The organism is Kitasatospora sp. NPDC088391, assembly GCF_044753345.1.
Classification (GTDB): Bacteria; Actinomycetota; Actinomycetes; order Streptomycetales; family Streptomycetaceae; genus Kitasatospora.
On sequence record NZ_JBIVNB010000021.1, the window covers coordinates 18,976 to 42,843 of the forward strand.

Consider the following 23,868-nt stretch of genomic DNA (forward strand, 5'->3'; position numbering starts at 1 on the left):
CGCCCGCTCCCGGCCGGGCGGGCAACCACGCAAGATTACAGGGTGCTCATGACGCGCGGCCCCAGATCGGTGCGGACCGGCAGCGGGGCGATCCGGACCCGGGCGCCGAGCACCGCGAGGCCGTGCGGGGCGACCACGACGGGCTCCAGGTCGACCGAGGCCACCTCGGGGAGGTCGTCGACCAGCCGGGAGACCCGGAGCAGCAGTTCCTCCAGCGCGCCGGTGTCCACCGCCTCGGCGCCGCGCCAGCCGAACAGCAGCGGGGCGGCCCGGACCTCGCGGATCAGTTCGGCCACGTCCCGGTCGGTGGCGGGCACCAGGCGGTGCGCGACGTCGCCGAGCAGTTCGGCGGGGGCGCCGGCCAGGCCGAAGGACAGGATGGTGCCGACGGCGGGGTCGACGGCCGCGCCGATCACGGTGTCGACGCCGCGCGGGGCGAGCCGCTGCACCACCAGGCGGGCCTCGGCGGCACCGCCGAGCAGCGCGTCCAGTTCGCGGTGGGCGCGGCGCAGCTCGGCCTCGCCGGTCAGGTCGAGCCGGACGCTGCCGAGGTCGGGGCGGTGCCGCAGGTGCTCGGCGGTGGCCTTGAGCGCGACGGGGTAGCCGAGCGTGGCGGCGGCCCGGACGGCGCTGTTCTCGTCCGGCGCGGAGAGCGTGGGGCTGACCGGGACGCCGTAGTGGCGGAGCAGTTCGGCGGCCTCGGCGTCCGGCAGGGTGACCCGGGCGCCGCCGGCCTGCAGCCGGGCGGCGGCGGCCTCCCGGCCGGCCAGCACCCGCTCGACCAGGGCCCGGGCGGCGGCCTCGTCGACGCCCTCCAGTTCGGGGACCCGGGCGGTCTCCTCGGCCTCGGCGTTGCGCCGGCGCCACTCGGCGTAGCGGACGGCGTCGGCGAGGGCGTGCACGGCGCGTTCGGGGGCGGGGTAGGCGGGGACGCCGCCGGCCCGCAGCCGGGCGACCAGGCCGGGCAGGGCGAGGTGGGCGAGCAGCAGCGGTTTGCCGAGTTCCCGGCCGCGGTCGGCGGCGTCCAGCAGGGCCTGGGCGATCTCCGGGTCGTCCTCGACCTGCTCGGGGGCGGCGGCGGGGCCGTGCACGCCGATCGGCGGGATGGCGACGGCGATGACGGCGTCCACCCGGGGGTCGGCGAGGGCGGTGTGCAGTGCGATCCGGAAGTTCTCGCCGCTGGCGCCGGTGGTGAGGTCGACGGGGGTGCGGGGGTGCAGTCCGGCGCTCAGGCAGGTGTCGTAGGTGAGCAGGCCGAGCGAGTCGGAGTTGCCGACCACGGCGACCCGGCCGCCGGCCGGGAGCGGCTGGCCGGCCAGCAGTTCGCCGGTGTCGAAGAGTTCGGTGATGGTGTCGACCCGGATCACGCCGGCCTGCTGGAACAGCGCGTCGACGGTGCTGTCGCGGAGCCGGGTGGCGGCGGGCTGGACGGCGTGGCCGGGCGGCAGGCTGCCGGTGTGCCGGGCGCCCTTGAGCACCACGACGGGCTTGCCGGCGGCGAGCCGGCGGGCGATCCGGGTGAACTTGCGCGGGTTGCCGAAGGACTCGAAGTAGAGCAGCACCACGTCGGTGGCCGGGTCCTCCTCCCAGTACTGGAGCAGGTCGTTGCCGGAGACGTCGGCGCGGTTGCCGACCGAGGCGAAGGTGGAGAGGCCGAGGCCGCGCCGGTGGGCGGCCTCCAGCAGGGCGACGCCGATCGCGCCGGACTGGCAGAACACGCCGAACCGGCCGCGGGCGGGCAGCACGGGGGCGAGCGAGGCGTTCAGCCGGTGCTCGGGGTCGGTGTTGATCAGGCCGAAGGCGTTCGGGCCGATCACCCGCATCCCGGCGGCCCGGGCCTGCCGGACCAGGGCGCGCTGCTGCTCGCGGCCGTCGGGGCCGGTCTCGGCGTAGCCGGCGGTGACCACCACCAGGCCCCGGACGCCGTGCGCGCCGCACTCGGCGACGACGGCGGGGACGGCGGGTTCGGGAACGGCGATCACCGCGAGGTCGACCGGTCCGGGGATGTCCAGCACGGAGCGGTGGGTCGGGACGCCGTCCAGCACGGTGCCGGGTTCGGCGCCCCGGTTGACGGCGTGCACGGGGCCGTCGAAGCCGGCCAGGGCGTCCCGCAGCAGGGCCCGGCCGACGGACTGCGGGTTGCGGCCGACGCCGATCACGGCGATCGAACGGGGTGTCAGCAGCCGCTGCACGGACCGGGCTTCGGCCCGGTGCTCGCGGGCCCGCATGACGGCGAGCGAGGCGGCGGTGGGCTCCAGGTCGAACTCCAGGTGCACCACGCCGTCGGCGAAGCTGCGCCGCTGGGTGTAGCCGGCGTCGGTGAAGACCTTGACCATCTTGCGGTTCTCCGGCAGCACCTCGGCGGTGAACCGGCGGATGCCGCGCTCCTGGGCGACGGCCGCGATGTGCTCCAGCAGCGCGGAGGCGATGCCCCGGCCCTGGTGGGCGTCCTGGACCAGGAAGGCGACCTCGGCGTCGGTGCCGGTGGTGGACGGCATGCCGTCCTTGTCGGTGCGGTCGTAGCGGACGGTCGCGACGAAGCGGTCCCGGACGACCAGGGCCAGGCCGACCCGGTTGACGTAGTCATGGTGGGTGAAGCGGCGGACGTCCTTGTCGGACAGCTGCGGGTAGGGGGCGAAGAAGCGGAAGTACTTGGACTGGTCGGAGACCTGTCCGTAGAACTCCACCAGCCGGTCGGCGTCGTCGGGCGTGATCGGCCTGATCCGGGCCGTCCCGCCGTCGCGCAGCAGGACGTCCGCCTCCCAGTGCTGCGGGTAGCCGTTGTCCTCGGGTGCGTGCTCGTGCTCCACGGTCGTCAGGGTAGTCGTCGGCGAGCCTGATGGCGCCGGGCGTGCCGGGCACGGCACTCTGGCGGTGCCGCGCCGCCGGGCCGTCTCCGGGCCGGCGTGCAACACTGGTCTAGACAACCCTGCACCACCTGCACCACCGGAAAGGCACCTCTCTCATGGCTGAGCGCCGCGTCACCATCGGTTGGGCCGAGGGCCTGCACGCCCGTCCCGCCTCCGTCTTCGTCAAGGCCGTCACCTCCACCGGCGTCCCGATGACCATCGCCAAGGAAGGCGGCACCCCGGTCAACGCCGGCTCGATGCTGGGCCTGCTCGCGCTCGGCGCGGCCGGCGGCGACGCCGTGGTGCTGGCCTCCGACGCCGAGGGCGCGGACGCCGCGCTGGACCGGGTCGCCAAGCTGGTCCAGGAGGGCCTGGACGAGCTCCCCGCGGCCTGACGCGACCGGGCGCCGCCGGGGGCCCGGCCCCCGACGGCGCTCCTTCGTTCCCGACGGGCCGTCAGCCCTTGACGCAGATCACCTGCTTGAGGTGCGCGACCACCTCGACCAGGTCCCGCTGCTGGGCGATGACCTTCTCGATCGGCTTGTACGCGCCCGGGATCTCGTCGACCACGCCGGAGTCCTTGCGGCACTCCACGCCCGCGGTCTGCTCCACCAGGTCCCGCGTGGTGAAGCGCTTCTTGGCGGCGTTCCGGCTCATCTTCCGGCCGGCGCCGTGCGAGGCCGAGTTGAACGAGGCCGCGTTGCCGAGGCCCTTCACGATGTACGAGCCGGTGCCCATCGAGCCCGGGATGATGCCGTACTCGCCGGAGCCGGCCCGGATCGCGCCCTTGCGGGTGACGAGCAGGTCGACGCCGTCGTAGCGCTCCTCGGCCACGTAGTTGTGGTGGCAGGAGATCATCTCGCCGAACACGGCCCTGGCCTTGGGCAGTTCGCGGCGGACCGCGTCCTGGAACAGGGCCATCATCAGCGCCCGGTTGTGCTGGGCGTACTCCTGCGCCCAGAACAGGTCGGAGCGGTAGGCCGCCATCTGCGGGGTGTCGGAGATGAAGACCGCGAGGTCGCGGTCGATCAGGCCCTGGTTGTGCGGCAGCGACCGGGCGATCGACATGTGGTGCTCGGCGAGCTCCTTGCCGATGTTGCGCGAGCCCGAGTGCAGCATCAGCCAGACCGCGCCGTCGTCGTCCAGGCAGAGCTCGATGAAGTGGTTGCCGCCGCCGAGCGTCGCCATCTGCTGGGCGGCCCGCTCGCGCCGCCAGCGGACGTCCGGCGCGATGTCGTCGAAGCGCCGCCAGAAGTCGTCCCAGCCGGCGGTGGACAGGCCGTGCAGCCTGCCCGGCTCGACCGGGTCGCTGTGCAGGCCGCGGCCGACCGGGATGGCCCGCTCGATCCGGTTCCGCAGGTGCGACAGGTCGTCCGGCAGGTCCTTCGCGGTCAGCGAGGACTTGACGGCCGTCATCCCGCAGCCGATGTCGACGCCGACCGCGGCCGGGCAGACCGCGCCCTTCATCGCGATGACGGAGCCGACCGTGGCGCCCTTGCCCAGGTGGACGTCCGGCATCACGGCGAGGCCGTGCAGCCAGGGCAGCGTGCTGATGTTGCGCAGCTGCTCCATCGCCTGGCCCTCGACGGTGGCCGGGTCGGTCCACATCCGGATCGGGACGCGGACGCCGGGAACCTCGGTGTACGACATGGGGGGTTCGACCTCCTGGGCCGGTGGGTTCGGGGTGCCGCACGAGAACGCCCGGTGCGGCGGCGGGGAAGCGTGAAGGGGGACGGCGCGAGACGGCCGCGGGGGACGGCTCAGGCCGCGGAGGCACAGCGCAGGGGCAGTCTCGGGGAGCGTCGTCGTGGCTCGACCCGCATGGTGACCGCCTCCTTCCGCGTGCGTTCCGACCGCGCGCCGATCGCGCCGTCGGGGGATATCTACCCACGCGGCGCCGACCGCGGGCAACGGATTAAAACAGCGAGGGGCCCGACGGGGCGGACGCTCCGTCGGGCCCCTCGGGGCGGGTCAGTTGGAGATGACCGTGACGTCCCCGATGCCGAGTTCCTTGACCGGCTCGGCGATCACCGAGGCGTCGCCGACCAGCACGGTGACCAGGCGGTCCGGCGGGAAGGCGGCGACCACCGCGCGGGTGGCGGCCTCGGTGTCCAGCTCGGCCAGCCGCCGGTAGAAGTCGGCCTGGTAGGTGTCGGGCAGGTACTGCTCGACCTGGTCGGCCAGGGTGGCGGCGACCGAGCCGGCCGTCTCGAACTTGAGCGGCGCGACGCCGACCAGGAACTGCACGGCCTCCTCGCGCTCGGCGTCGGTCAGGCCCTCGGCCGCCAGCGTGCGCAGGATGGTCCAGGTGTCCCGCAGCGCGGGCGCGGTGGACGCGGTGTCGACCGAGCCGCTGATCGCCAGCAGGCCGCGGCCGGAGCCGTCGGCGGCGGAGCGCAGCGGCTGGGCGAACGCCCGGACGCCGTAGGTGTAGCCCTTCTCCTCGCGCAGGACGCGGTCCAGCCGGGAGGTGAGGGTGCCGCCGAGGCAGTAGGTGCCGAGGACCTGCGCGGCCCACAGCGGGTCGTGCCGGTCGGGGCCGATCCGGCCGATCAGCAGCTGGGTCTGGACCGAGCCGGGCCGGTCCACCACGATCACCCGGCCGGTGTCGTCGCCGGCCACCGGGCCGTGCGCCGAGGGCTCGGCGGGCTCGGCGGTCCACCGGCCGAGGGTGGACTCCAGCAGCGCGGCCAGGTCGGTGCCGGTGAGGTCGCCGACCACCACCGCGGTGGCGGTGGACGGGCGCAGGTGGGCGTCGTAGAACGCCTTGACCGCGTCCCGGTCGATCCGCTTGACGGTGTCGGTGGAGCCCGGGCGCGGCCGGGACAGCCGGTCCTCGGCGGCGAACAGCGCGGCGTAGAGCGCCTTCGCGGCCCGGCGGGCCGGGTTGGCCTGCTCGTGGACGATCTCGTCGAGCCGGTTGGCGACCAGCCGCTCGATCTCGTCGGCGGGCAGCGCGGGGGCGCGCAGCGCGTCGCCGAGCAGGGTCAGGCCGCGCTCCAGGCGGGAGGCCGGGACCTCCAGCGAGACCCGGATCGCCGGGTGGTCGGCGTGCGCGTCCAGGGTGGCGCCGGCCCGCTCCAGCTCGCCGGCGAACTCCTCGGCGGTGAGCGTGTCGGTGCCCTCGGACAGCGCCCGGGCCAGGATCGAGGCGACGCCGTCCAGGCCCTCCGGCTCGGCGGCCAGCGGCGCGTCCAGCACCACGTCGACGGCGACCAGCTGCTGGCCGGGGCGGTGGCAGTGCAGCACCGTCAGGCCGTTGGCCAGGGTGAGGCGTTCGGGCGCCGGGAACGCCCACGGGGTGGGGGTGCCGGGCTGCGGCTGCGGGTGGAACTCCATCGCGGGGGTGTAGTCGCTCACGCCGCCGCCTCCTCGTCGCTGTCGTTGCTGTCGTCGTCACCGGTCGGTTCGTACACCAGGACGGCCCGGTTGTCGGGGCGCAGCCGGGCGGCGGCGACCGCCCGGACCTCCTCGGCGGTGACGTCGAGGACCTTCGGCAGCGCGCTGTTGACCAGCTTCGGGTCGCCGAACAGCACGGCGAAGCGGCAGAGTTCGTCGGCCCGGCCGGCCACCGTGGTGAGCCGGTCCAGCCACTCGCGCTCGATCTGGGCCTGGGCGCGCTCCAGCTCCTCGGCGGTGGGGCCCTCGGCGGCGAACCGGGCGAGCTCCTCGTCGACGGCGGCCTCGATCCGCTCCAGGGTGGCGTCGCCGCCGGCCTTGACGTCCAGCCAGCCGAGCGAGGGCGCGCCGGCCAGCCGGAGCAGGCCGAAGCCGGCCGAGACGGCGGTGCGGTCGCGGCGGACCAGCCGGTTGTAGAGCCGGGAGGACTCGCCGCTGCCGAGGATGGTGAGCGCCAGGTCGGCGGCGTCGGCCTCGCGGGTGCCGTCGTGCGGGAGGCGGTAGGCGGCCATCAGGGCGCGGGACGGGACGTCCTCGCGGATCAGCTCGCGCACCTCGGCGCCGAGGGTCTCCGGCAGGGTGCCGTCGCGCGGCGGCTGCTTGCCGTCGTGGCCGGGGATCGAGCCGAAGTACTTCTCCACCCAGGCGATCGTCTGCTCCGGGTCGAGGTCGCCGACGATCGACAGCACCGCGTTGTTGGGCGCGTAGTAGGTGCGGAAGAACGCCCGGGCGTCCTCCAGCGTGGCGGCGTCCAGGTCGGCCATCGAGCCGATCGGGGTGTGGTGGTAGGGGTGGCCCTCGGGGAAGGACAGCGCGGTGAGCTTCTCGAACGCGGTGCCGTAGGGCACGTTGTCGTAGCGCTGGCGGCGCTCGTTCTTCACCACGTCGCGCTGGTTCTCCATGGAGGTGTCGTCCAGGGCGGCCAGCAGCGAGCCCATCCGGTCGGCCTCCAGCCAGAGCGCGAGCTCCAGTTGGTGCGCGGGCATGGTCTCGAAGTAGTTGGTGCGCTCGAAGCTGGTGGTGCCGTTGAGCGAGCCGCCGGCGCCCTGGACCAGTTCGAAGTGCCCGTTGTTGGAGACGCTCGCCGAGCCCTGGAACATCAGGTGCTCGAAGAGGTGGGCGAGCCCGGTGCGCCCCTTGACCTCGTGCCGGGAGCCGACGTCGTACCAGAGGCAGACCGCGGTGACCGGGGTGAGGTGGTCCTCGGAGAGCACCACCCGCAGGCCGTTGGCCAGGCGGTGTTCGGTGATGGCGAGGCCGCTGGTGGGCGCGGGGTTGGCCATGCGGGGTCCTTCCCGTCGTCGGTTCCGGAGTGTCCGGGCCGGGGGCGTGTGACGCCCCCCATTGTGGTGCAACGCCGGGCGGTGCCGTCAGGTGTCCCGGCCGGGGACGCGTTCGCCAGCGGCGGAAGCGGCCCGGGTGACGGAGGGTGTCCCACCGAGGGTCCACAATGGGGGGCGTTCACGCCCGCGTCCGCCCACCCCCATGTCCCGCATGTACCGCAAGGGAGCCCCGCAGCGATGGCCCGCCGCAGTTCGCCCACCCCGCCGCCCGGTGACTTCGAGGAGCGGATCCTCGACGTCGATGTCGTGGACGAGATGCAGGGCTCGTTCCTGGAGTACGCCTACTCGGTGATCTACTCCCGGGCCCTGCCGGACGCCCGTGACGGCATGAAGCCGGTGCACCGCCGGATCCTCTACCAGGCCAACGAGATGGGGCTGCGCCCGGAGCGCGGCCACGTCAAGTGCGCCCGCCTGGTCGGCGAGGTGATGGGCCGGCTGCACCCGCACGGCGACGCCTCGATCTACGACGCGGTGGTGCGGCTGGCCCAGCCGTTCTCGATGCGGCTGCCGCTGATCGACGGCCACGGCAACTTCGGCTCGCTCGGCAACGACGACCCGCCGGCCGCGATGCGGTACACCGAGTCCCGGCTGACCGCGGCCTCGATGTCGATGGTCGAGTCGATCCACGAGGACACCGTCGACTTCGGCCCGAACTACGACGGTTCCGAGCAGGAGCCGCAGGTGCTCCCCGCGGCGTTCCCGAACCTGCTGGTCAACGGCGCGACCGGGATCGCCGTCGGCATGGCCACCAACATGCCGCCGCACAACCTGACCGAGGTGGTCGCGGCCGCCCGGCACCTGATCAAGCACCCGACCGCGGACCTCGACACGCTGATGCGGTTCGTCCCCGGCCCGGACCTGCCGACCGGCGGCCGGATCGTCGGCCTGAGCGGCATCCGGGACGCCTACGCGTCCGGCCGCGGCACCTTCAAGATCCGGGCCACCGCCTCGATCGAGGACGTGACGCCCCGCCGCAAGGGCATCGTGGTCACCGAACTGCCGTACACGGTGGGCCCGGAGAAGGTGATCGGCAAGATCAAGGACCTGGTCAACGCGAAGAAGCTGCAGGGCATCGCGGACGTCAAGGACCTCACCGACCGGGCGCACGGCCTCCGGCTGGTCGTCGAGGTGAAGAACGGCTTCGTCCCCGAGGCGCTGCTGGAGCAGCTCTACAAGCTGACGCCGATGGAGGAGACCTTCGGCATCAACAACGTGGCGCTGGTGGACGGCCAGCCGCTGACGCTGGGCCTGAAGGAGCTGCTGGAGGTCTACGTCGACCACCGGTTCACGGTGGTCAAGCGGCGCAGCGACTTCCGGCGCCGCAAGCGCCAGGACCGGCTGCACCTGGTCGAGGGCCTGCTGATCGCGCTGGTCGACATCGACGAGGTGATCGCGATCATCCGCAGCAGCGAGGACGCCGGCCAGGCCAAGGACCGGCTGATGGAGCGCTTCGGCATCTCCGAGACGCAGACGGCGTACATCCTGGACACCCCGCTGCGCCGGCTCACCCGCTTCGACCGGGTCGAGCTGGAGAGCGAGCAGGAGAAGCTGCTCAAGGAGATCGCCGAGCTGACCGAGATCCTGGAGTCCGACACGAGGCTCCGCTCCGTGGTGTCCTCCGAACTCGCCGCCGTCTCCAAGCAGTTCGGCACCGAGCGGCGCACCGTGCTGCTGGAGGCCGGCGCCGCGCCGGCCGCCGCGCCGGCGGTGCCGCTGGAGGTCGCGGACGACCCGTGCCGGGTGCTGCTCTCCTCGACCGGCCTGCTGGCCCGCACCTTCGACCTGGAGCCCGCCGACGGCGAGCCGGCCCGCGCCCGGCACGACGTGCTGCGCTCCGCCGTCCCCGCCACCGCGCGCGGCGACATCGGCGTGGTCACCTCGGCCGGCCGGGTGCTCCGCCTGCCGGTGATCGACCTGCCCGCGCTGCCCCCGGGCACCGCGACGCTGTCCGGCGGCGCGGCGGTCTCCGAGTTCCTCCGGCTGGAGGCGGACGAGCGGGTGCTCGCGCTGACCACGCTGGACGAGTCCTCGCCCGGCCTGGCGCTCGGCACCCTCCAGGGCGTGGTCAAGCGGGTGGTGCCCGAATGGCCCGCCAACAAGGACGAGTTCGAGGTGATCGCGCTCAAGGACGGCGACACCGTGATCGGCGCGGTCGAGCTGCGCACCGGCGAGGAGGACCTGGTCTTCCTCACCTCGGACGCCCAGCTGCTGCGCTACCCGGCGGGCCAGGTCCGGCCGCAGGGCCGCCCGGCCGGCGGCATGGCCGGGGTCAAGCTCGCCGACGGCGCCCGGGTGCTGTCCTTCGCCGCCGTCGACCCGGCCGAGGACGCGGTGGTGCTCACCGTGGCCGCCGCCTCGGGCACGCTGGCCGGCGAGGAGCAGACCAGCTGGAAGCTCACCCCGTTCGACCAGTACCCGCGCAAGGGCCGGGCCACCGGCGGCGTCCGCTGCCAGCGCTTCCTGCGCGGCGAGGACGGCCTCGCCTTCGCCTGGGCCGGCCCGCTGCCCGCCCTCGGCGCGACCGAGGCCGGCCAGCCCGTCGCCCTGCCGGAGCGCGACCCGCGCCGGGACGGCTCCGGCACCCCGGTCCCGTCCCGGATCGCCGCGGTCGGCAGCCGGATGTGACACCCCGTCACCGCGGGTGACAGGTGGGCGCCCCCGGCGGGGCGCCCACTAGGCTGGGGCCGGTGAGCACCTGCACCGCACTGTCGAGCGAACTGACCGAGCCGCTGTCCGCGACCGCGGCCACCGCCACCACCTGGCTGCTGCTGGAGCAGTCCGGGCCGTGGGGCGCCCAGGCGCTCACCGGGAGCCACCTCGACCCGGAGCTGGGCGCCGCGCTGGACCGGGCCGCGGAGGGCACCGGCGTCCGGGTCGCGCTGATCCGCCGGCCCGGGCGGCACGCCGACACCGACGCCACCGCCCGGCACGAGGTGCTGGTCGCGCACACCTCCCCCGCCGACCCGTGGGTCCGCCGGGCGCACCTCGCCTCCCCCGCCGACCTGCTCGGCCTGGACTTCGCCGCGCTCGGCGCGGGCGACCACGGCTCCTTCGGCGCCCCGCACGTCGGCGGCCCGATCGCCCTGGTGTGCACCAACGGGCGCCGGGACCGCTGCTGCGCGCTGCTCGGCCGCCCGCTGGTGGCGGACCTCGCCGCGGCCGGCCACAGCGAGGTCTGGGAGGTCACCCACCTCGGCGGGCACCGCTTCTCCCCCACCGTGCTGGTGCTGCCGCACGGCTACGCGTACGGCCGGCTGACCGCAGAGTCAGCCAAGGAGGTGCTGGCCGCGACGGCCGCCGGCCACACCGTCCCCGCGCACTCGCGCGGCCGCTCCTACTGGCCCCGTCCGTCGCAGGCCGCCGAGCAGGCGGTCCGCGAACTGACCGGCGAGAGCGCCGCCGACGCCCTGACGATGCGCCAGACCCGGGACGGCGAGGGCTGGACGGTCGAGGTCCGGCACGCCGACGGCCGCCGCTGGCTGGCCGTCGTCGCCGAGTCGCGCAGCGAGCCGCCCCGCCCGGAGAGCTGCGGCAAGGCCCCCGGCAACCCGTCCCGGATGGACGTGCTGGAACTGCGGGCGCTCTGACGCCCCGTCAGTCCCCCTCCTCCGCAGGGAGGGTGAAGCAGACAGCGATGCCGCCTCCCGGCGCGTCGTCGAGCCAGACCGTGCCGCCGTGCCGCTCGACGATCCGGCGGACGATGGCCAGCCCGGCGCCGGACCCGCCGCCGTGCTCGGTCGGCCGGTGCAGCCGGCGGAACAGGCCGAACACCAGCTCCCTCTGCGCCGGCGGCACGCCGATGCCGTTGTCGCGCACCACCACCGCCTCGACGGACGGGCCGCCGTCCGGCAGCGGGCGGCGCTCCGCCCCGACCTCGACGGTGCGCGGGCCCTCGGCCCGGGCGTACTTGGCGGCGTTCACCAGCAGGTTGACCAGCACCTCCTGCAACCGGTCCGGGTCCGCGCGGACGGTCGGCAGCGACCCGCGCAGCACCGTGATCCGCTGCTCGTCCAGCCTGGGTCCGGCCACCTCCAGGGCCCGGTCCAGCGCCTCGTCGAGCGGCACCGGCCGCCGGTCCAGGCCGATCTCGCTGACCTGGGAGTAGCGCAGCAGCGAGTCGAGCAGGTCGTCCATCCGGACGGCCAGCCGGCGCACGGTGTCCAGGTGGCGGCGGCTGGTGGCGTCGAGGTGTTCGCCGACGTCCTCGATGACGAAGCCGGCCGCGTTCGAGATCCCGCGCAGCGGCTCCTTCAGATCGTGGGCGGCGGCGTGCGCGAAGGCGTCGAGGTCGGTGTTGCTGCGCTGGAGTCGCTCGTTGAAGGCTCCGGTCCAGGCCGCGTGCCGGGCCAGCAGGCCGCCGATCACCCGGGCCGTTTCGTGGGCGGCCTCCAGGTCGGTACCGGTCCACGGAAGGCTGCGGTCGCGCACCGCCGCCCGGAACACCTCGGTGGAGCCGCGCGGCGTCAGCCGCTCGCCGTGCGGGCCGAGCCGGACGGGGAGCGCCGGGTCCGCGGCCCAGGTCCGGGTGGTCGCGCGCTCCCCGCGGCACCAGGCCAGGAATCCCTCGCCGAGCGGGAGCAGCAGCACTCCCGCCGGCTCCTCCGCCCGGTCGGACGGACCGTCGGCCCCCTCGGGCCCCGGGAGCAGTTCGGACAGCCGGTCGGTGCACCACGTCCCGGTCGGCGGCAGCTCCGCGGCGACCGCGCGCAGCAGGTGCAGGGTCCGCGGCCCCGGGGCCGCCCCCTCGACGCTGGTCCGGCCCGCCTGGTCGACCACCAGGCCGTCGGCGGCGACCAGTTCGGCCAGCGCCCCGGCGTGGGTGTGCAGCGCGGACGCGGACTCGCCGGGCGCCCCGGCGGGCAGGGCGTCCAGGACGGCTCGGACCCGCCGCAGCACCTCCGAGCGCTCGCGGTCGGCGACCGCGGCGAGCTGTACCGACAGCGCGCTGCCGAACAGCTCGCAGGCCGCCCGGACGTCGGGCGACAGCCAGCGCGGCTCCTCGCCGTGGCAGGCGATCAGTCCCCACAGCGCCTCGTCGGAGAGCACCGACACCGACATCGAGGAGCGGACCCCGATGTTGCGCAGGTACTCCAGGTGGTACGAGGAGACGGTGCGCAGCGCGGCCGCCGAGAGGTCGAGCGGCGGGTCCGCGGCCGGGCGGCGGGCGGAGTACAGCCCGGCGGTGCGGTCGTCGACGTCGCCGATCACCCGGATCCAGTTGGTCCGGTACAGCCGACGGGCCTGCGGCGGGATGTCACTGGCCGGGAACCACAGGCCGAGCCAGGGCTCCAGGTGGTCGGCCCGGTCCTCGGCGACCACCTCGCCGGGGCCCTCGGCGTCCTCGAAGCGGTAGGCGACCACCCGGGAGTAGCCGGTCAGGCCGCGCACCTCGCGCACCGCAGCGGCGCAGCACTCCGCCACGGTGGTGCACCGCTGGATGCGCAGCAGCGCCTGCTGGACCCGGCGGGCGAAGCCGGGGCCGGCCTCGGGACGGTCCGCGGGGCAGGGCTCGAGCTCCAGCACCAGCAGCCCGTCCCGGCGGTGGGCGCCCACGTCGAACGGGTGCGGCGCCCCCGCGGGCCGGCAGCGTTCGGTGAGCAGCCGGGCCGCCTCCCCCGCGGTGGCGGCCTCGGCCAGCACCGCGTCGCCGACGATCTCCCGGGCCGGGCGGCCGACCAGTTCGGCGGCGGGACGGCCGAGGTGGTCGGCGGCGTTGTCCGAGACGGTCTGCACGGTGCCGTCCTGCGGATCGACCGCGAGCAGGACCCCGAAGGACTGGACGCCGCCGAGCAGGTGGATCGGTTCCCGGATGCACTCCTCCAGGTCGAACCCGCCGACCGCCGCCTCCGCCTCCCGCGCCCGTGCGGACAGCCACCCGTCCTGCGCCATGCCCGGCTCCCTCGCTCGCGCCCGGCCCGGACGGCCGCGGTCACCGCCACCCTAGGGCGTGTCGGACGCCTCGTCCGGCGGCCTGCCCGGCCGGTCCGCGAGGGGCACTATCGTGGCGGACAAGGTCCTTCCGCCGACCGGCGCGCGTGTGGTGGGGCACCGGGGCCGCAGCGGTCCCGGTCGGTGGTGCGCACGGTCCTCGACGAAGGGAACGGCAGTGGAGGGTGTGGAGCGACGGGTCCGGACGCAGCGTGCGGACGCACCGCACCGCTCCCCCGGGTCGCGGGGCGGCCGCACCGGCGGGCCGGTGGGCGGCGGCTGGGCGGAGGGCCTGCACCGGATCTGGCGCACGGCCCAGACCTCGGCCGACGTGACGGCGCTCTCCGAGGAGCTGTACGACCTGCTGCTGGGGCACCCGGCGGCCGTGGTGGTGGTCGGCACCCGGTACAGCGCCGCCGGCCTCCCGCTGTACCTGCGCTCCAGCAGTGGGGCCGGACTGCTCCCGCAACGGGTGCTGGCGCCGCCGGGCGACGCCTGGGTGGGCCGGTCGGCCCCGGAGCCGGGCGCGGTGCGGGAGTTCGCGGTGGACTCCGGGCACGGCCGGGGCCGGCCCGAGCACCCGGCGTGGCGGGCGGCCGGCGCCGTCCGGATCGTGGAGTGCGCGCTGGCCCTGGAGGACGGCGACTGGGCGGCACTGTCGGTCGGACTGTCCGCGGACGCCCCGGCACCGGCGGAACTGGGCCGGCGCATCGTCCAGGTCTGCGAGGTGGTCACGGCCTGCAACGACCGGATCGTGCAGGAGCGGGAGAGCGCCCGGGTGCAGGCCAGGGACGCGCTGCTGGCCGAGGCCTCGCTGCAGATGGACGCCTCGCTGGACGTCGAGGAGACCCTGCAGCGGGTGGCCCGGATGACGGTGCCCGCGGTCGCCGAGGGCTGCCTGGTCCACCTGCGGCGGCCGGACGGGCTGGCCCTGGTCGCCTCGGCGCACCTGGCGGCGCGGGCCCGGGACCGGTTCACCGCCGCGGCCGAGGCCCCGGGCTGGGTGCGCGGGGTGCTGCCCGGCCTGTCCGCGCGGCGCGAGGGGACCGTGCTGACCGGCGAGCGGCTGGTCGGCACTCCGTTCGGCCCCGGTGCGGCCGTGCCCGCCCGGACGGTCACCGTGAACCCGCTGAGGGCCCGCGGCCGGCTGCTGGGCACCGTGACCTTCGTCTACGGGCGCGAGGCCGGGCAGGTCCCACCGCCGGTGTTCCTGGCCGACCTGGCGCTGCGGGCCGCCCTGGCGATCGACAACGCGACGCTGTACGAGGAGCGTCGGCAGAACGTGGTCTCGCTGCAGCGGCACCTGCTGCCGTCCGTCCTGCCGACCATTCCGGGGCTGCGGCTGGGCGCCGCGTACGAGGTCGGCGACGCCGCCCTGGAGGTCGGCGGCGACTTCTACGACGCCGTCCCCGGCAGCCGTTCGCTCTCCCTGGTAGTCGGCGACGTGTGCGGGCGCGGCGCGGAGGCCGCCGCCCTGACCGGCCTGGCCCGGCACACCCTGCGCACCCTGCTGGAGGACGACACGGCGCCGGCGCCCGCACTGACCCGGCTCAACCGGGCGCTGCGGGCGGCGGCCTCGCAGAAGTTCGTCACCGGCGTGGTCCTGTCGCTGACCCCGGCCGCGGACGGCTTCACCGTGCGGGTCGCCAACGCCGGCCACCCGCAGGCCCTGGTGCTGCGCGCCGACGGAACGGTGGCGCCGCTGGGCGGCACGGGCGGTCTGCTGCTCGGCGTGGTCGACGACTACGAACTGACCGAGCAGACCGACCTGTTGCGGCCCGGTGACACCGCGGTGCTGCTGACCGACGGGATCACCGAGTCCCGGAGCCCGGACGGCTCCTTCTTCGAGGAAGAACTGTCCGGCGCGCTCAGGGAGTTGACGGGACGTCCGCCGGACGAGCTGGCCGCGGGGCTGGCCCGGGCCGCGATCGGCTTCGGGCGGGGGACGGCGGACGACATGGCGGTGCTGGCGGTCCGGGTGACCTCCGGCTCCGAATCGAACAGCGAGTCGGGGCCCGGGGCGGGTGAGCGGCCGGAGCAGGGCCCGCGCGCCGGGGCGGGCGGGGACGAGAACGGGAAGCGGGGAGCGGCGTGACGGCGACGGTCGAGGGACTGGTCCTCGTGGTGGAGGACTCCGAGGAGGACATCGAGGCGATGGCCCGGGCGCTCGGGCGGTCGCACCCGCTGGTCCGGCTGGAGTTCGCCGACCGGCCGGAGGACGTCCCGGACCGGCTGGTCGACCCGGCGGCGGAGCGCCCGCTGCTGGTGCTGCTCGACCTCAACCTGCCCGGCTACAACGGCCACCAACTGCTCGGCGCCCTGCGCGGCCGCCCGGAACTGGCCGGGCTGCCGGTGGTGGTCTTCACCTCCTCGACCTCGCCCGCGGAGGTCGAGGCCTGCTACGCGGCCGGGGCCGACAGCTACATCTTCAAGCCGCTGAACTTCGAACTGTTCCGGACGGTGCTCGGCAGCACCATCGACTTCTGGCTCGGGAGCGACCGCCCCGCCTGACCGGCCCGGCCGCGGCGTGCCACCGCCCGGGGCGCTGTCGGCGCGCCCCGGGCGGTCGACGGAGGTGGTCGACGGAGGTGCTCGGTGGTGGGGGCGACGGCCGTCAGGCCGCGCCCGCGCCGGTCAGGGCGCGCACCTCCAGTTCGGCGAAGCCGTCCTCGTCGGCGCTCTCCCGGTCCAGCACGGTGCCCAGCCAGCCGGCCAGGAAGCCGAGCGGGATGGAGACCAGGCCGGGGTTCTCCAGCGGGAACCAGTGGAAGTCCACCCCGGGCAGCATCGAGGTCCTCGCACCGGAGACGACCGGCGAGAACACCACCAGCAGCACCGCCGGGACCAGGCCGCCGTAGACCGACCAGACCGCGCCGCGGGTGGTGAAGCGCTTCCAGAACAGCGAGTACAGCAGGGTCGGCAGGTTGGCCGAGGCGGCCACCGCGAAGGCCAGGCCGACCAGGAAGGCGACGTTCAGCTTCTGCGCGTACAGGCTGAGCACGATGGCGATCCCGCCGATCACGACGGCGGAGATCCGGGCCGCGATCACCTCCTCGCGCTCGGAGACCTGCCGCTCCTCGGGACGCCGCCAGGCCCGCGCGTACAGGTCGTGCGCGAAGGCCGCGGAGGAGGCCAGGGTGAGGCCGGCCACCACGGCGAGGATGGTGGCGAAGGCGATCGCCGAGATCACCGCGAACAGCAGCAGGCCCCAGGTGGAGTCCGGCCCGCCGCCCAGGTCGAGGGCGAGCAGCGGAACGGCGGTGTTGCCCGCCGAGTTGGCCGCCTTGACCGCCTTGGAGCCGACCAGCGCGCCCGCCCCGAGGCCGAGCACGATGGCCATCAGGTAGAAGCAGCCGATCAGGCCGATCGCCCACATCGTGGAGCGCCGGGCGGCCCGCGCGGTCGGCACGGTGTAGAACCGGCTGAGGATGTGCGGCAGGCCGGCGGTGCCGAGCACCAGGGCCAGGCCGAGGCTGACGAAGTCGAGCCGGCTGATCGGGCTGGACCCGTACTTGAGGCCGGGCTCCAGGTACTTCCGGCCGACGCCGCTGTGCTCCGCGGCGGCGTTCATCAGCGCGCCGAAGTCGCCGTGGAAGCGGGCCATCACCAGCACCGTGAGCAGCACCGAACCGGCCACCAGCAGGAAGGCCTTGACGATCTGGATCCAGGTGGTGGCGCGCATCCCGCCGACCGTGACGTAGACGATCATCAGGCCGCCGACCGCGACGATGGTCCACGCCTTGGCGGCGCCGCTGTCGGTGCCGAGCAGCAGGGCGACCAGGCTGCCGGCGCCGACCATCTGCGCGATCAGGTACATCAGGGTGACGACCATGGAGGCGAGCCCGGCCGCGGCCCGGACCGGGCGCTGGCGCATCCGCAGCGCCAGCACGTCGGCCAGGGTGTAGCGGCCGGCGTTCCGGACGAGTTCGGAGACCAGCATCAGCACGACCAGCCAGGCGACCAGGAAGCCGATGCTGTAGAGCACGCCGTCGTAGCCGTAGAGCGCGATCAGGCCGGTGACGCCGAGGAAGGAGGCGGCCGAGAGGTAGTCGCCGGAGAGGGCGAAGCCGTTCTGCAGCGGCGAGAAGTCGCGGCCGCCGGCGTAGAAGTCCTCGGCGGCGTGGCCGCGGCGGCCGACCCAGACGGTGATGGTCAGGGTGACGGCGACGACGACGGCGAACAGCGCCACCGCGAGGCCGTGGCTGGGGTGTGGGGTCATCGGAGTTGGTCCTGGGTGTCCCAGCGCAGTTCGAGGGCTGCTCGGTCGCGCTTGGTGCGGGCGTTGCGGGCGTAGAGCCAGGTGAGCAGGAAGGTGGAGACGAACTGGCCGAGGCCGAGCAGCCAGGCCAGGTTGAGCGGTCCGGCGACCCGGTGCCGCATCAGCTCCGGGGCGAACGCCTGGGCCGCCACGAACAGCAGGTACCAGGCGAGGAACCCGGCGCTGGCCGGGAACACGAACGAGCGGTAGCCGCGCCGGATCTCCTGGAAGGCGTCGCTGTCCTGGACGCTGCGGTAGACCTCGCGCCCGGCGCGCTCCGCGGGCGGGGCCGGTGGGACCGGTGGCACCGCCGCCCGCCGCTGCGCCACCGTCCGCGGCCGGGCGGCCGCGGCCCACCGGACTCGTTCCTGTTGGGCCACTGCCGACACCTCACCATTCCGGTCACTCCGACCGAACCATGATGGAGTGTCACAAACCACACCACGAAACCCGTGCAGATACGTTCACCCGAACCGGCGACAACAAGGTGGGTTTACGAACCGTCCGAAATTCCATGCTTGAAGGCGTACGCGACGGCCTGGGCCCGGTCCCGCACCGCCGTCTTGGCGAACAGGTTGTTGATGTGGGTCTTCACCGTCGCGGGGCTGACGAACAGCCGCCCGGCGATCTCCGCGTTGGACAGGCCGGCCGCGATCAGCGCCAGCACCTCGACCTCCCGCTGGGTCAACCCGTCGGGCAGCGGCGGCCGTTGGGACGGCGCGGGCGGCGCTGCCGGGGCCACCGGGGCCGGAGCGGCCGCAGCGGCGGGGGCGGCTCCGGGCACGGCTCCGGGCGCGCCGGAAAGCCGCTCCAGCAGCCGGAGTTGGACCTGCGGGGAGAGCCCGGCCGCGCCCGAGCGGACGTCCACCAGCGCGCGGGCGATCTCCTCCGCGCCGGCGTCCTTGGTCAGGAAGCCGCGCGCCCCGGCCTGCAGCGCGGAGAACAGCGAGTCGTCGTCGGCGTAGGTGGTGAGCACCACCACCTCGGTGCCGGGGTGCTCGGCCCGGACCCGGCGGGTCGCCTCCACCCCGTCGCAGCGCGGCATCCGCAGGTCCATCAGCACCACGTCGGGGGCGTGCTCGGCGACCAGCCGGAGCGCCTCCTCGCCGTCCGCCGCCGAGCCGACCACCGTGATCCCCGGCAGCAGGCCGAGCAGCATCACGATGCCCTCCCGCACCACGGTCTGGTCGTCGGCGACCACCACCCGGACCGGCCCGCCCGTCACGTCGGCACCCGCAGCAGCACGCGCCACCCTCCGTCCTCGGGGCCCGCCAGCAGTTCGCCGCCGAGCAACTCCGCGCGTTCGCGCATCCCGAGCAGACCGTACCCGTTCCCGCTGTCGCCCAGCACCGGGTCCGCCCCGTGCGGCGCACCGGAGTTGCGCACCGTCAGCTCCACCGCCCCGTCCAGGTAGGCGAGTCGGACCTCGACCCGGCCGCCGGGGGCGTGCTTGCGGGCGTTGGTGAGCGCCTCCTGCGCGGTGCGGCGCACCGCCAGCCCGGGCTCGGCCGGGACCGGCCGGGGCACCCCGTCCACCGTCAGCTCGGCCTCGGACTGCGCGGCCAGCTCCGCGACGAACTCGGCGACCGGGGCGAACTCGCCGCGCAGCGCGGACAGCGCCTGCCGGGTCTCCACCAGGCCGTCCTGGGCCATCCGCCGGGCCGAGACGATCCGCTCCCGGACCTCGGCCCGGTCGGCCCCGGCGTCCAGCATCAGCCGGGCCGCCTCCAGGTGCACCAGCTGCGCGGACAGGCTGTGCGCCAGCACGTCGTGGATCTCCCGGGCGATCCTGGCCCGTTCGGCCAGCGCCGCGCTCTCCGCCCGGGCGGCCTGCGCGGCCCGCTCCCCGGCCAGCAGGGCGCGCTGCGCGGACCTGGCCTGGCCGTCCAGCCGCAGCAGCCAGCCGAGCAGGCCGAGGCCGCCCGCGACGGCCAGCAGCACCAGCAGCGAGTCGTTCGAGCCGAGCCCGTAACTGCCCAGCGCCGCACCGGCGGTGAGCAGCCCGGCGGCCAGCGGCAGCCGGATCACCGCGAGCACCGCGAGGCCGCACCAGATCACCGCGGCCAGCGTCCGCGCCCCGCCCTCGTGCGCCAGCCCGGCGTAGACCAGCAGTCCGGCCGCGCAGGCCATCGCCGGCCAGAGCCGCCGCGCCCGGCAGGAGACGTACCAGCCGGTGAACAGCGCGGCGGCGGCGGCGATCCAGCCGAGCGGGATCAGCACCTGCCAGCCGCCGTAGTGCCGTTCGGCGTAGGTGCCGGACAGCACCGCGCCCAGCATCGCGGCCCGGCCGAAGAAGGACAGCACCGTCCGGGCCCGGGAGCTGTGCTCCCGGACCGGGGTGTCACCGGCGGGCCAGCGGGTCCAGCGTTCCAGCGTGCTCACCCGCTGATCCTCCCTCAGTGCGACCGGTCCGGTGCGACCGGGCGGGTCCGACCGGCCGGGTCCGACCAGCCGGATTCGACCGGCCGGATTCGACGGTCCGTCAGGCGGCCAGGCCGTGCCGCTTGTCGTCCAGCTGCCGGGCCCGCCAGGCCACCGTGGTGGAGCGGACCAGCAGGAGCAGCGCCAGCGACAGCATCAGCACGCTGCTGGACTGGTGGACGTGCAGCGCGGAGCCGACGCCGTACCAGGCGGCCCGGACCAGGATCGCGCCGACCCAGGCGAACACGGTGGCGGTCGACCCCTGGGTCCACAGCGCGCCGTCCGCGTCGCGCCACACCCGGGTGGTCCAGCCCCAGGCGCAGCCCATGCCGACGGTGGTGAGCAGCGAGCCGGCCACCAGCAGGGCGGCGGTCGCCCGGTGCGCGGGGTCGATCAGCACCGGGTCGCGCAGCGCGACGGCGGCCAGCACCAGCGGCAGCAGCCAGAACCGGCGTTCGGTGTCCAGCCGGCGGGCCCGCAACTGCCGGCCCACCACCAGGACGATCACGGCGACGGCGATCAGGACGTTGGACAGGGCGGTCATTTCGGGTGCCTTCCGGGCGGGGTTTCCTCGACACCCACCACGCTACGGAGCGCGGGTCGACGGTTCCTCGGAGCGAGGGTTGAACCGCAGGCCGAAGGGCTCTCCACCCGTGGGTGGAGAGCCCTTCGGCACGTGCTCGGTCAGGCGTCGATCCGGGACCGGTCCAGGGTGGCCGCCGAGTCGACGATGAACTCCCGGCGGGGGGCGACGTCGTTGCCCATCAGCAGGTCGAAGGTCTTCTCCGCGGACTCCAGGTCGCCGAGGTTGATCCGGCGCAGGATCCGGAACCGCGGGTCCATGGTGGTCTCGGCCAGCTGGTCGGCGTCCATCTCGCCGAGGCCCTTGTAGCGCTGGATCGGGTCCTTCCAGCGCAGGTTCTTGCCCTGGAACTGCAGCAGGGTGCGGCGCAGTTCGGCGTCGGAGTAGGTGTAGTGGTACTTCTCCTGGCCGCGCTTGGGGTTGGTCAGCTCGATCCGGTGCAGCGGCGGCACCGCGGCGAACACCCGGCCCTGCTCGACCATCGGCCGCATGTAGCGGTGGAACAGCGTCAGCAGCAGGGTGCGGATGTGCGAGCCGTCGACGTCGGCGTCGGCCATGAAGATGACCTTGCCGTAGCGCGCCTGGTCGATGTCGAAGGTCCGGCCGGAGCCCGCTCCTATCACCTGGATGATCGACGCGCACTCGGCGTTCTTGAGCATGTCGCTCACGGACGCCTTCTGGACGTTCAGGATCTTGCCGCGGATCGGCAGCAGCGCCTGGAACTCGGAGTTCCGGGCCAGCTTGGCGGTGCCGAGCGCGGAGTCGCCCTCGACGATGAACAGTTCGCTGCGGTCCACGTCGTCGCTGCGGCAGTCGGCCAGCTTCGCGGGCAGCGAGGAGGTCTCCAGCGCGGTCTTCCGGCGCTGCGCCTCCTTGTGCTGCCGGGCCGCGACCCTGGTCCGGGCCGCCGCGACGACCTTCTCCAGCACCGCCCGGGCCTGCAGCTTCTCGTCCTTCTTGGCCGAGGTCAGGAAGGCCTTCAGCTCCTTGGCGACCACCGCCGCGACGATCCGGTTGGCCGCCGAGGTGCCGAGCACCTCCTTGGTCTGGCCCTCGAACTGCGGCTCGGCGAGCCGGACGGTGATGACCGCGGTCAGGCCCTCCTGCGCGTCGTCCTTGGTGATGTCGTCCTCGGCGACCCGCAGCAGCTTGGCGGCCCGCAGTGCCTCGTTGACGGTCTTGGCGAGCTGCCGCTCGAAGCCGGTGACGTGGGTGCCGCCCTTGGGGGTGGCGATGATGTTGACGAAGGAGCGCTGGGTGGTGTCGTAGCCGGCGCCCCAGCGCAGCGCGATGTCCACCCCGAGTTCGCGGGTGACCTCGGTGGGCGTCATGTGGCCGAGCTCGTCGAGGACCGGGACGGTCTCCTTGAAGGTGCCCTCGCCGCGCAGCCGGAGCACGTCGGAGACGGCGCGGTCGGGGGCCAGGAACTCGCAGAACTCGCCGATGCCGCCGTCGAAGCGGAAGGTCTCGGTCTCGGGCTTGTCGCTCTCGGTGAGCCGCTCGTCACGGACCACGATGGTCAGGCCGGGGACCAGGAAGGCGGTCTGCCGGGCCCGGCTGTGCAGCGACTCCAGCGACAGCCGGGCGTCCTTGAGGAAGATCTGCCGGTCCGCCCAGTAGCGGATGCGGGTGCCGGTCCGGCCGCGCGGGGCCTTGCCCTTCTTGGTCATGCCGCTGCCGGGCTCGAACGCCGCGTCCGGGCCCTCGCCGGCGTACGCACCGGGGGTGCCGCGCCGGAAGCTGATCGCGTGCACCGTGCCGGAGCGGTCGACCTCCACGTCCAGCCGGGCGGAGAGCGCGTTGACCACCGAGGCGCCGACGCCGTGCAGACCGCCGGAGGCCGCGTACGAGCCGCCGCCGAACTTGCCGCCCGCGTGCAGCTTGGTCATCACCACCTCGACGCCGGACAGCCCGGTCTTCGGCTCCACGTCGACCGGGATGCCGCGCCCGTTGTCCCGGACCTCGACCGAGCCGTCCTGGTGCAGCAGCACCTCGATGTGGTCGCAGTGCCCGCCCAGGGCCTCGTCCACCGCGTTGTCGATGATCTCCCACAGGCAGTGCATCAGGCCGCGGCTGTCGGTCGACCCGATGTACATGCCGGGGCGCTTGCGGACCGCCTCCAGGCCCTCCAGGACGAGCAGATGCCGCGCGGTGTAGTCGGAACCGCCCTCGCCGGCCACCAGCGAGGACGGCACGGTCTTTTCTCCACTCACGCTCTGCACTCCTCCATGACGCTGACGGACACCCATGACGTTGACGGACACCCCCGCATGCTCTCAGCAACTGAGATCCGGGCCGTCGAGGTCCGCACACCTTGTACGCGCTGCGCGAACACGACTCCCGCCGCGCACGCGGGCCCCAGCCTCCCATCTCCTGCCGACACCACGGGTCCTGGCGGGTCCGGGCGGCGGGGAAGGGCTGCGGAGCTGCTGCGATGCGGTCAAACAGGGTTCGGGACGGGGCTTATGCTCCAACCCGGCGGAGGATTATGCTACGCGGACCTCGCACCCCGACCCGATCGGGCGTTCGAGGTGATGGGCGGGTCACGGGAATCGGTACGCATGAACCACCGGTGCCCGGGGCACGTCCTTCATCAACGAGACAGCAGAATCCTCAAAGAGAAAAGCCACGAGCGGGAACGAATTCGACCTGGTTGGATGTTGATCCTGGTACACAGCTCGTCGAGCTAGAGAAGAGGCGACGTGACTACTGTTCTGACCCCTGCGAGCCCGCTCACCGCGGCAGACCGCTGCGACCGGTGCGGCGCTCAGGCCTACCTGCGCGTCGTCCTCTCCAGCGGTGGAGAGCTGCTGTTCTGCGCCCACCACGGGCGCAAGTTCGAGCCCGAGCTCAAGAAGATCGCCGTCGAGATACACGACGAGAGCGACCGCCTCTCCGGCACCACGGCCACGGCCACGGAGAGCGAGCGCTGACGCCCGCGCTCGGCCACCGAGCTGCCTGAACGGCCGGGTGGTGCGCCCCCCGGGGGGGGCCCCCCCGCCGGGGGCGTGCCGGCGCCCGGAGCCGGGGGCCGCGCGGCCCCGCCCGCCCCCCGGACCAGCACCCTGCGCCCCGCCACCCCCCCCC

17 protein-coding genes are annotated in these 23,868 nt (G+C 74.4%); 6 read left to right on the top strand and 11 right to left on the bottom strand.

Annotated features, from left to right (window positions below; genetic code table 11):
* Window positions 1-35: 35 nt before the first annotated feature.
* Window positions 36-2,810 (bottom strand): GNAT family N-acetyltransferase, encoded by a 2,775-nt coding sequence (locus tag ACIQBJ_RS34890; protein WP_400718770.1) that lies wholly within the window; start codon window positions 2,808-2,810, stop codon window positions 36-38.
* A 155-nt stretch (window positions 2,811-2,965) separates the two neighbouring features.
* On the opposite strand from ACIQBJ_RS34890, the gene ACIQBJ_RS34895 reads away from it, so the two are divergent.
* Window positions 2,966-3,244: an HPr family phosphocarrier protein gene (locus tag ACIQBJ_RS34895; protein ID WP_400718771.1), complete on the top strand. Its 279-nt coding sequence runs from the start codon at window positions 2,966-2,968 to the stop codon at window positions 3,242-3,244.
* Between the two features lie 61 nt (window positions 3,245-3,305).
* On the opposite strand, the gene ACIQBJ_RS34900 is transcribed toward ACIQBJ_RS34895, so the two are convergent.
* From ACIQBJ_RS34900 to ACIQBJ_RS34910, 3 genes are all read right to left on the bottom strand, one after another.
* On the bottom strand, window positions 3,306-4,499 hold the full coding sequence (locus tag ACIQBJ_RS34900) for an RtcB family protein (RefSeq protein ID WP_400718773.1): 1,194 nt from the start codon (window positions 4,497-4,499) through the stop codon (window positions 3,306-3,308).
* A 321-nt stretch (window positions 4,500-4,820) separates the two neighbouring features.
* On the bottom strand, window positions 4,821-6,188 hold the full coding sequence (locus ACIQBJ_RS34905; protein WP_400718795.1) for a M16 family metallopeptidase: 1,368 nt from the start codon (window positions 6,186-6,188) through the stop codon (window positions 4,821-4,823).
* A gap of 17 nt (window positions 6,189-6,205) precedes the next feature.
* Window positions 6,206-7,531 carry a M16 family metallopeptidase gene (locus tag ACIQBJ_RS34910; RefSeq protein WP_400718775.1) on the bottom strand — a complete coding sequence of 442 codons (1,326 nt, stop codon included), beginning with the start codon at window positions 7,529-7,531 and terminating at the stop codon, window positions 6,206-6,208.
* Window positions 7,532-7,768: 237 nt separating this feature from the next.
* On the opposite strand from ACIQBJ_RS34910, the gene ACIQBJ_RS34915 reads away from it, so the two are divergent.
* Both ACIQBJ_RS34915 and ACIQBJ_RS34920 read left to right on the top strand, forming a co-directional pair.
* Window positions 7,769-10,216, top strand: coding sequence for a DNA topoisomerase (ATP-hydrolyzing) subunit A (locus ACIQBJ_RS34915; protein ID WP_400718777.1), 2,448 nt, complete (start codon window positions 7,769-7,771; stop codon window positions 10,214-10,216).
* A gap of 62 nt (window positions 10,217-10,278) precedes the next feature.
* Window positions 10,279-11,178, top strand: coding sequence for a sucrase ferredoxin (locus ACIQBJ_RS34920; protein ID WP_400718779.1), 900 nt, complete (start codon window positions 10,279-10,281; stop codon window positions 11,176-11,178).
* 7 nt (window positions 11,179-11,185) lie between these two features.
* On the opposite strand, the gene ACIQBJ_RS34925 is transcribed toward ACIQBJ_RS34920, so the two are convergent.
* The gene (locus ACIQBJ_RS34925) at window positions 11,186-13,480 is read right to left on the bottom strand and encodes an ATP-binding protein (RefSeq protein ID WP_400718781.1); all 2,295 of its coding nucleotides are present in this window, start codon (window positions 13,478-13,480) and stop codon (window positions 11,186-11,188) included.
* 217 nt (window positions 13,481-13,697) lie between these two features.
* Between ACIQBJ_RS34925 and ACIQBJ_RS34930 the strand changes: the two genes are divergently transcribed.
* Window positions 13,698-15,614: a PP2C family protein-serine/threonine phosphatase gene (locus tag ACIQBJ_RS34930; protein WP_400718783.1), complete on the top strand. Its 1,917-nt coding sequence runs from the start codon at window positions 13,698-13,700 to the stop codon at window positions 15,612-15,614.
* Window positions 15,611-16,030, top strand: a complete 420-nt coding sequence (locus tag ACIQBJ_RS34935; protein WP_400718785.1) for a response regulator — start codon at window positions 15,611-15,613, stop codon at window positions 16,028-16,030. Before ACIQBJ_RS34930 ends, ACIQBJ_RS34935 begins: the two co-directional genes overlap by 4 nt.
* Before the next feature lie 103 nt (window positions 16,031-16,133).
* On the opposite strand, the gene ACIQBJ_RS34940 is transcribed toward ACIQBJ_RS34935, so the two are convergent.
* The 6 genes from ACIQBJ_RS34940 to ACIQBJ_RS34965 form a co-directional block, all read right to left on the bottom strand.
* Entirely contained in the window at window positions 16,134-17,738 is a 1,605-nt protein-coding gene (locus ACIQBJ_RS34940) for a cation acetate symporter (protein WP_400718787.1), read from the bottom strand.
* A complete protein-coding gene (locus ACIQBJ_RS34945; RefSeq protein ID WP_400718789.1) occupies window positions 17,735-18,157 on the bottom strand; it encodes a DUF485 domain-containing protein in 423 nt (140 codons plus the stop codon). Before ACIQBJ_RS34945 ends, ACIQBJ_RS34940 begins: the two co-directional genes overlap by 4 nt.
* Window positions 18,158-18,270: 113 nt before the next feature.
* A complete protein-coding gene (locus tag ACIQBJ_RS34950) occupies window positions 18,271-18,936 on the bottom strand; it encodes a response regulator (RefSeq protein ID WP_400718796.1) in 666 nt (221 codons plus the stop codon).
* Window positions 18,937-18,998: 62 nt separating this feature from the next.
* Complete coding sequence (locus ACIQBJ_RS34955; protein WP_400718790.1) at window positions 18,999-20,159, bottom strand: sensor histidine kinase; 1,161 nt, start codon at window positions 20,157-20,159, stop codon at window positions 18,999-19,001.
* Between the two features lie 100 nt (window positions 20,160-20,259).
* The gene (locus tag ACIQBJ_RS34960; RefSeq protein ID WP_400718792.1) at window positions 20,260-20,742 is read right to left on the bottom strand and encodes a DUF1453 domain-containing protein; all 483 of its coding nucleotides are present in this window, start codon (window positions 20,740-20,742) and stop codon (window positions 20,260-20,262) included.
* Between the two features lie 140 nt (window positions 20,743-20,882).
* Window positions 20,883-23,030: a type IIA DNA topoisomerase subunit B gene (locus ACIQBJ_RS34965; protein ID WP_400718798.1), complete on the bottom strand. Its 2,148-nt coding sequence runs from the start codon at window positions 23,028-23,030 to the stop codon at window positions 20,883-20,885.
* A gap of 453 nt (window positions 23,031-23,483) precedes the next feature.
* Here ACIQBJ_RS34965 and ACIQBJ_RS34970 point away from each other — a divergent pair, with 453 nt between their 5' ends.
* A complete protein-coding gene (locus ACIQBJ_RS34970; RefSeq protein ID WP_400718794.1) occupies window positions 23,484-23,714 on the top strand; it encodes a hypothetical protein in 231 nt (76 codons plus the stop codon).
* The last annotated feature ends 154 nt before the right edge of the window (window positions 23,715-23,868 follow it).

Excerpts from the sequence above, each read along its gene's own strand:
- ACIQBJ_RS34895 (WP_400718771.1), top strand. The coding sequence starts at position 2,966 with ATGGCTGAGCGCCGCGTCACCATCGGTTGGGCCGAGGGCCTGCACGCC.
- ACIQBJ_RS34900 (WP_400718773.1), bottom strand. The coding sequence starts at position 4,499 with ATGTCGTACACCGAGGTTCCCGGCGTCCGCGTCCCGATCCGGATGTGG.
- ACIQBJ_RS34905 (WP_400718795.1), bottom strand. The coding sequence starts at position 6,188 with ATGGAGTTCCACCCGCAGCCGCAGCCCGGCACCCCCACCCCGTGGGCG.
- ACIQBJ_RS34910 (WP_400718775.1), bottom strand. The coding sequence starts at position 7,531 with ATGGCCAACCCCGCGCCCACCAGCGGCCTCGCCATCACCGAACACCGC.
- ACIQBJ_RS34915 (WP_400718777.1), top strand. The coding sequence starts at position 7,769 with ATGGCCCGCCGCAGTTCGCCCACCCCGCCGCCCGGTGACTTCGAGGAG.
- ACIQBJ_RS34925 (WP_400718781.1), bottom strand. The coding sequence starts at position 13,480 with ATGGCGCAGGACGGGTGGCTGTCCGCACGGGCGCGGGAGGCGGAGGCG.
- ACIQBJ_RS34940 (WP_400718787.1), bottom strand. The coding sequence starts at position 17,738 with ATGACCCCACACCCCAGCCACGGCCTCGCGGTGGCGCTGTTCGCCGTC.
- ACIQBJ_RS34950 (WP_400718796.1), bottom strand. The coding sequence starts at position 18,936 with ATGCTGCTCGGCCTGCTGCCGGGGATCACGGTGGTCGGCTCGGCGGCG.
- ACIQBJ_RS34960 (WP_400718792.1), bottom strand. The coding sequence starts at position 20,742 with ATGACCGCCCTGTCCAACGTCCTGATCGCCGTCGCCGTGATCGTCCTG.
- ACIQBJ_RS34965 (WP_400718798.1), bottom strand. The coding sequence starts at position 23,030 with ATGGGTGTCCGTCAGCGTCATGGAGGAGTGCAGAGCGTGAGTGGAGAA.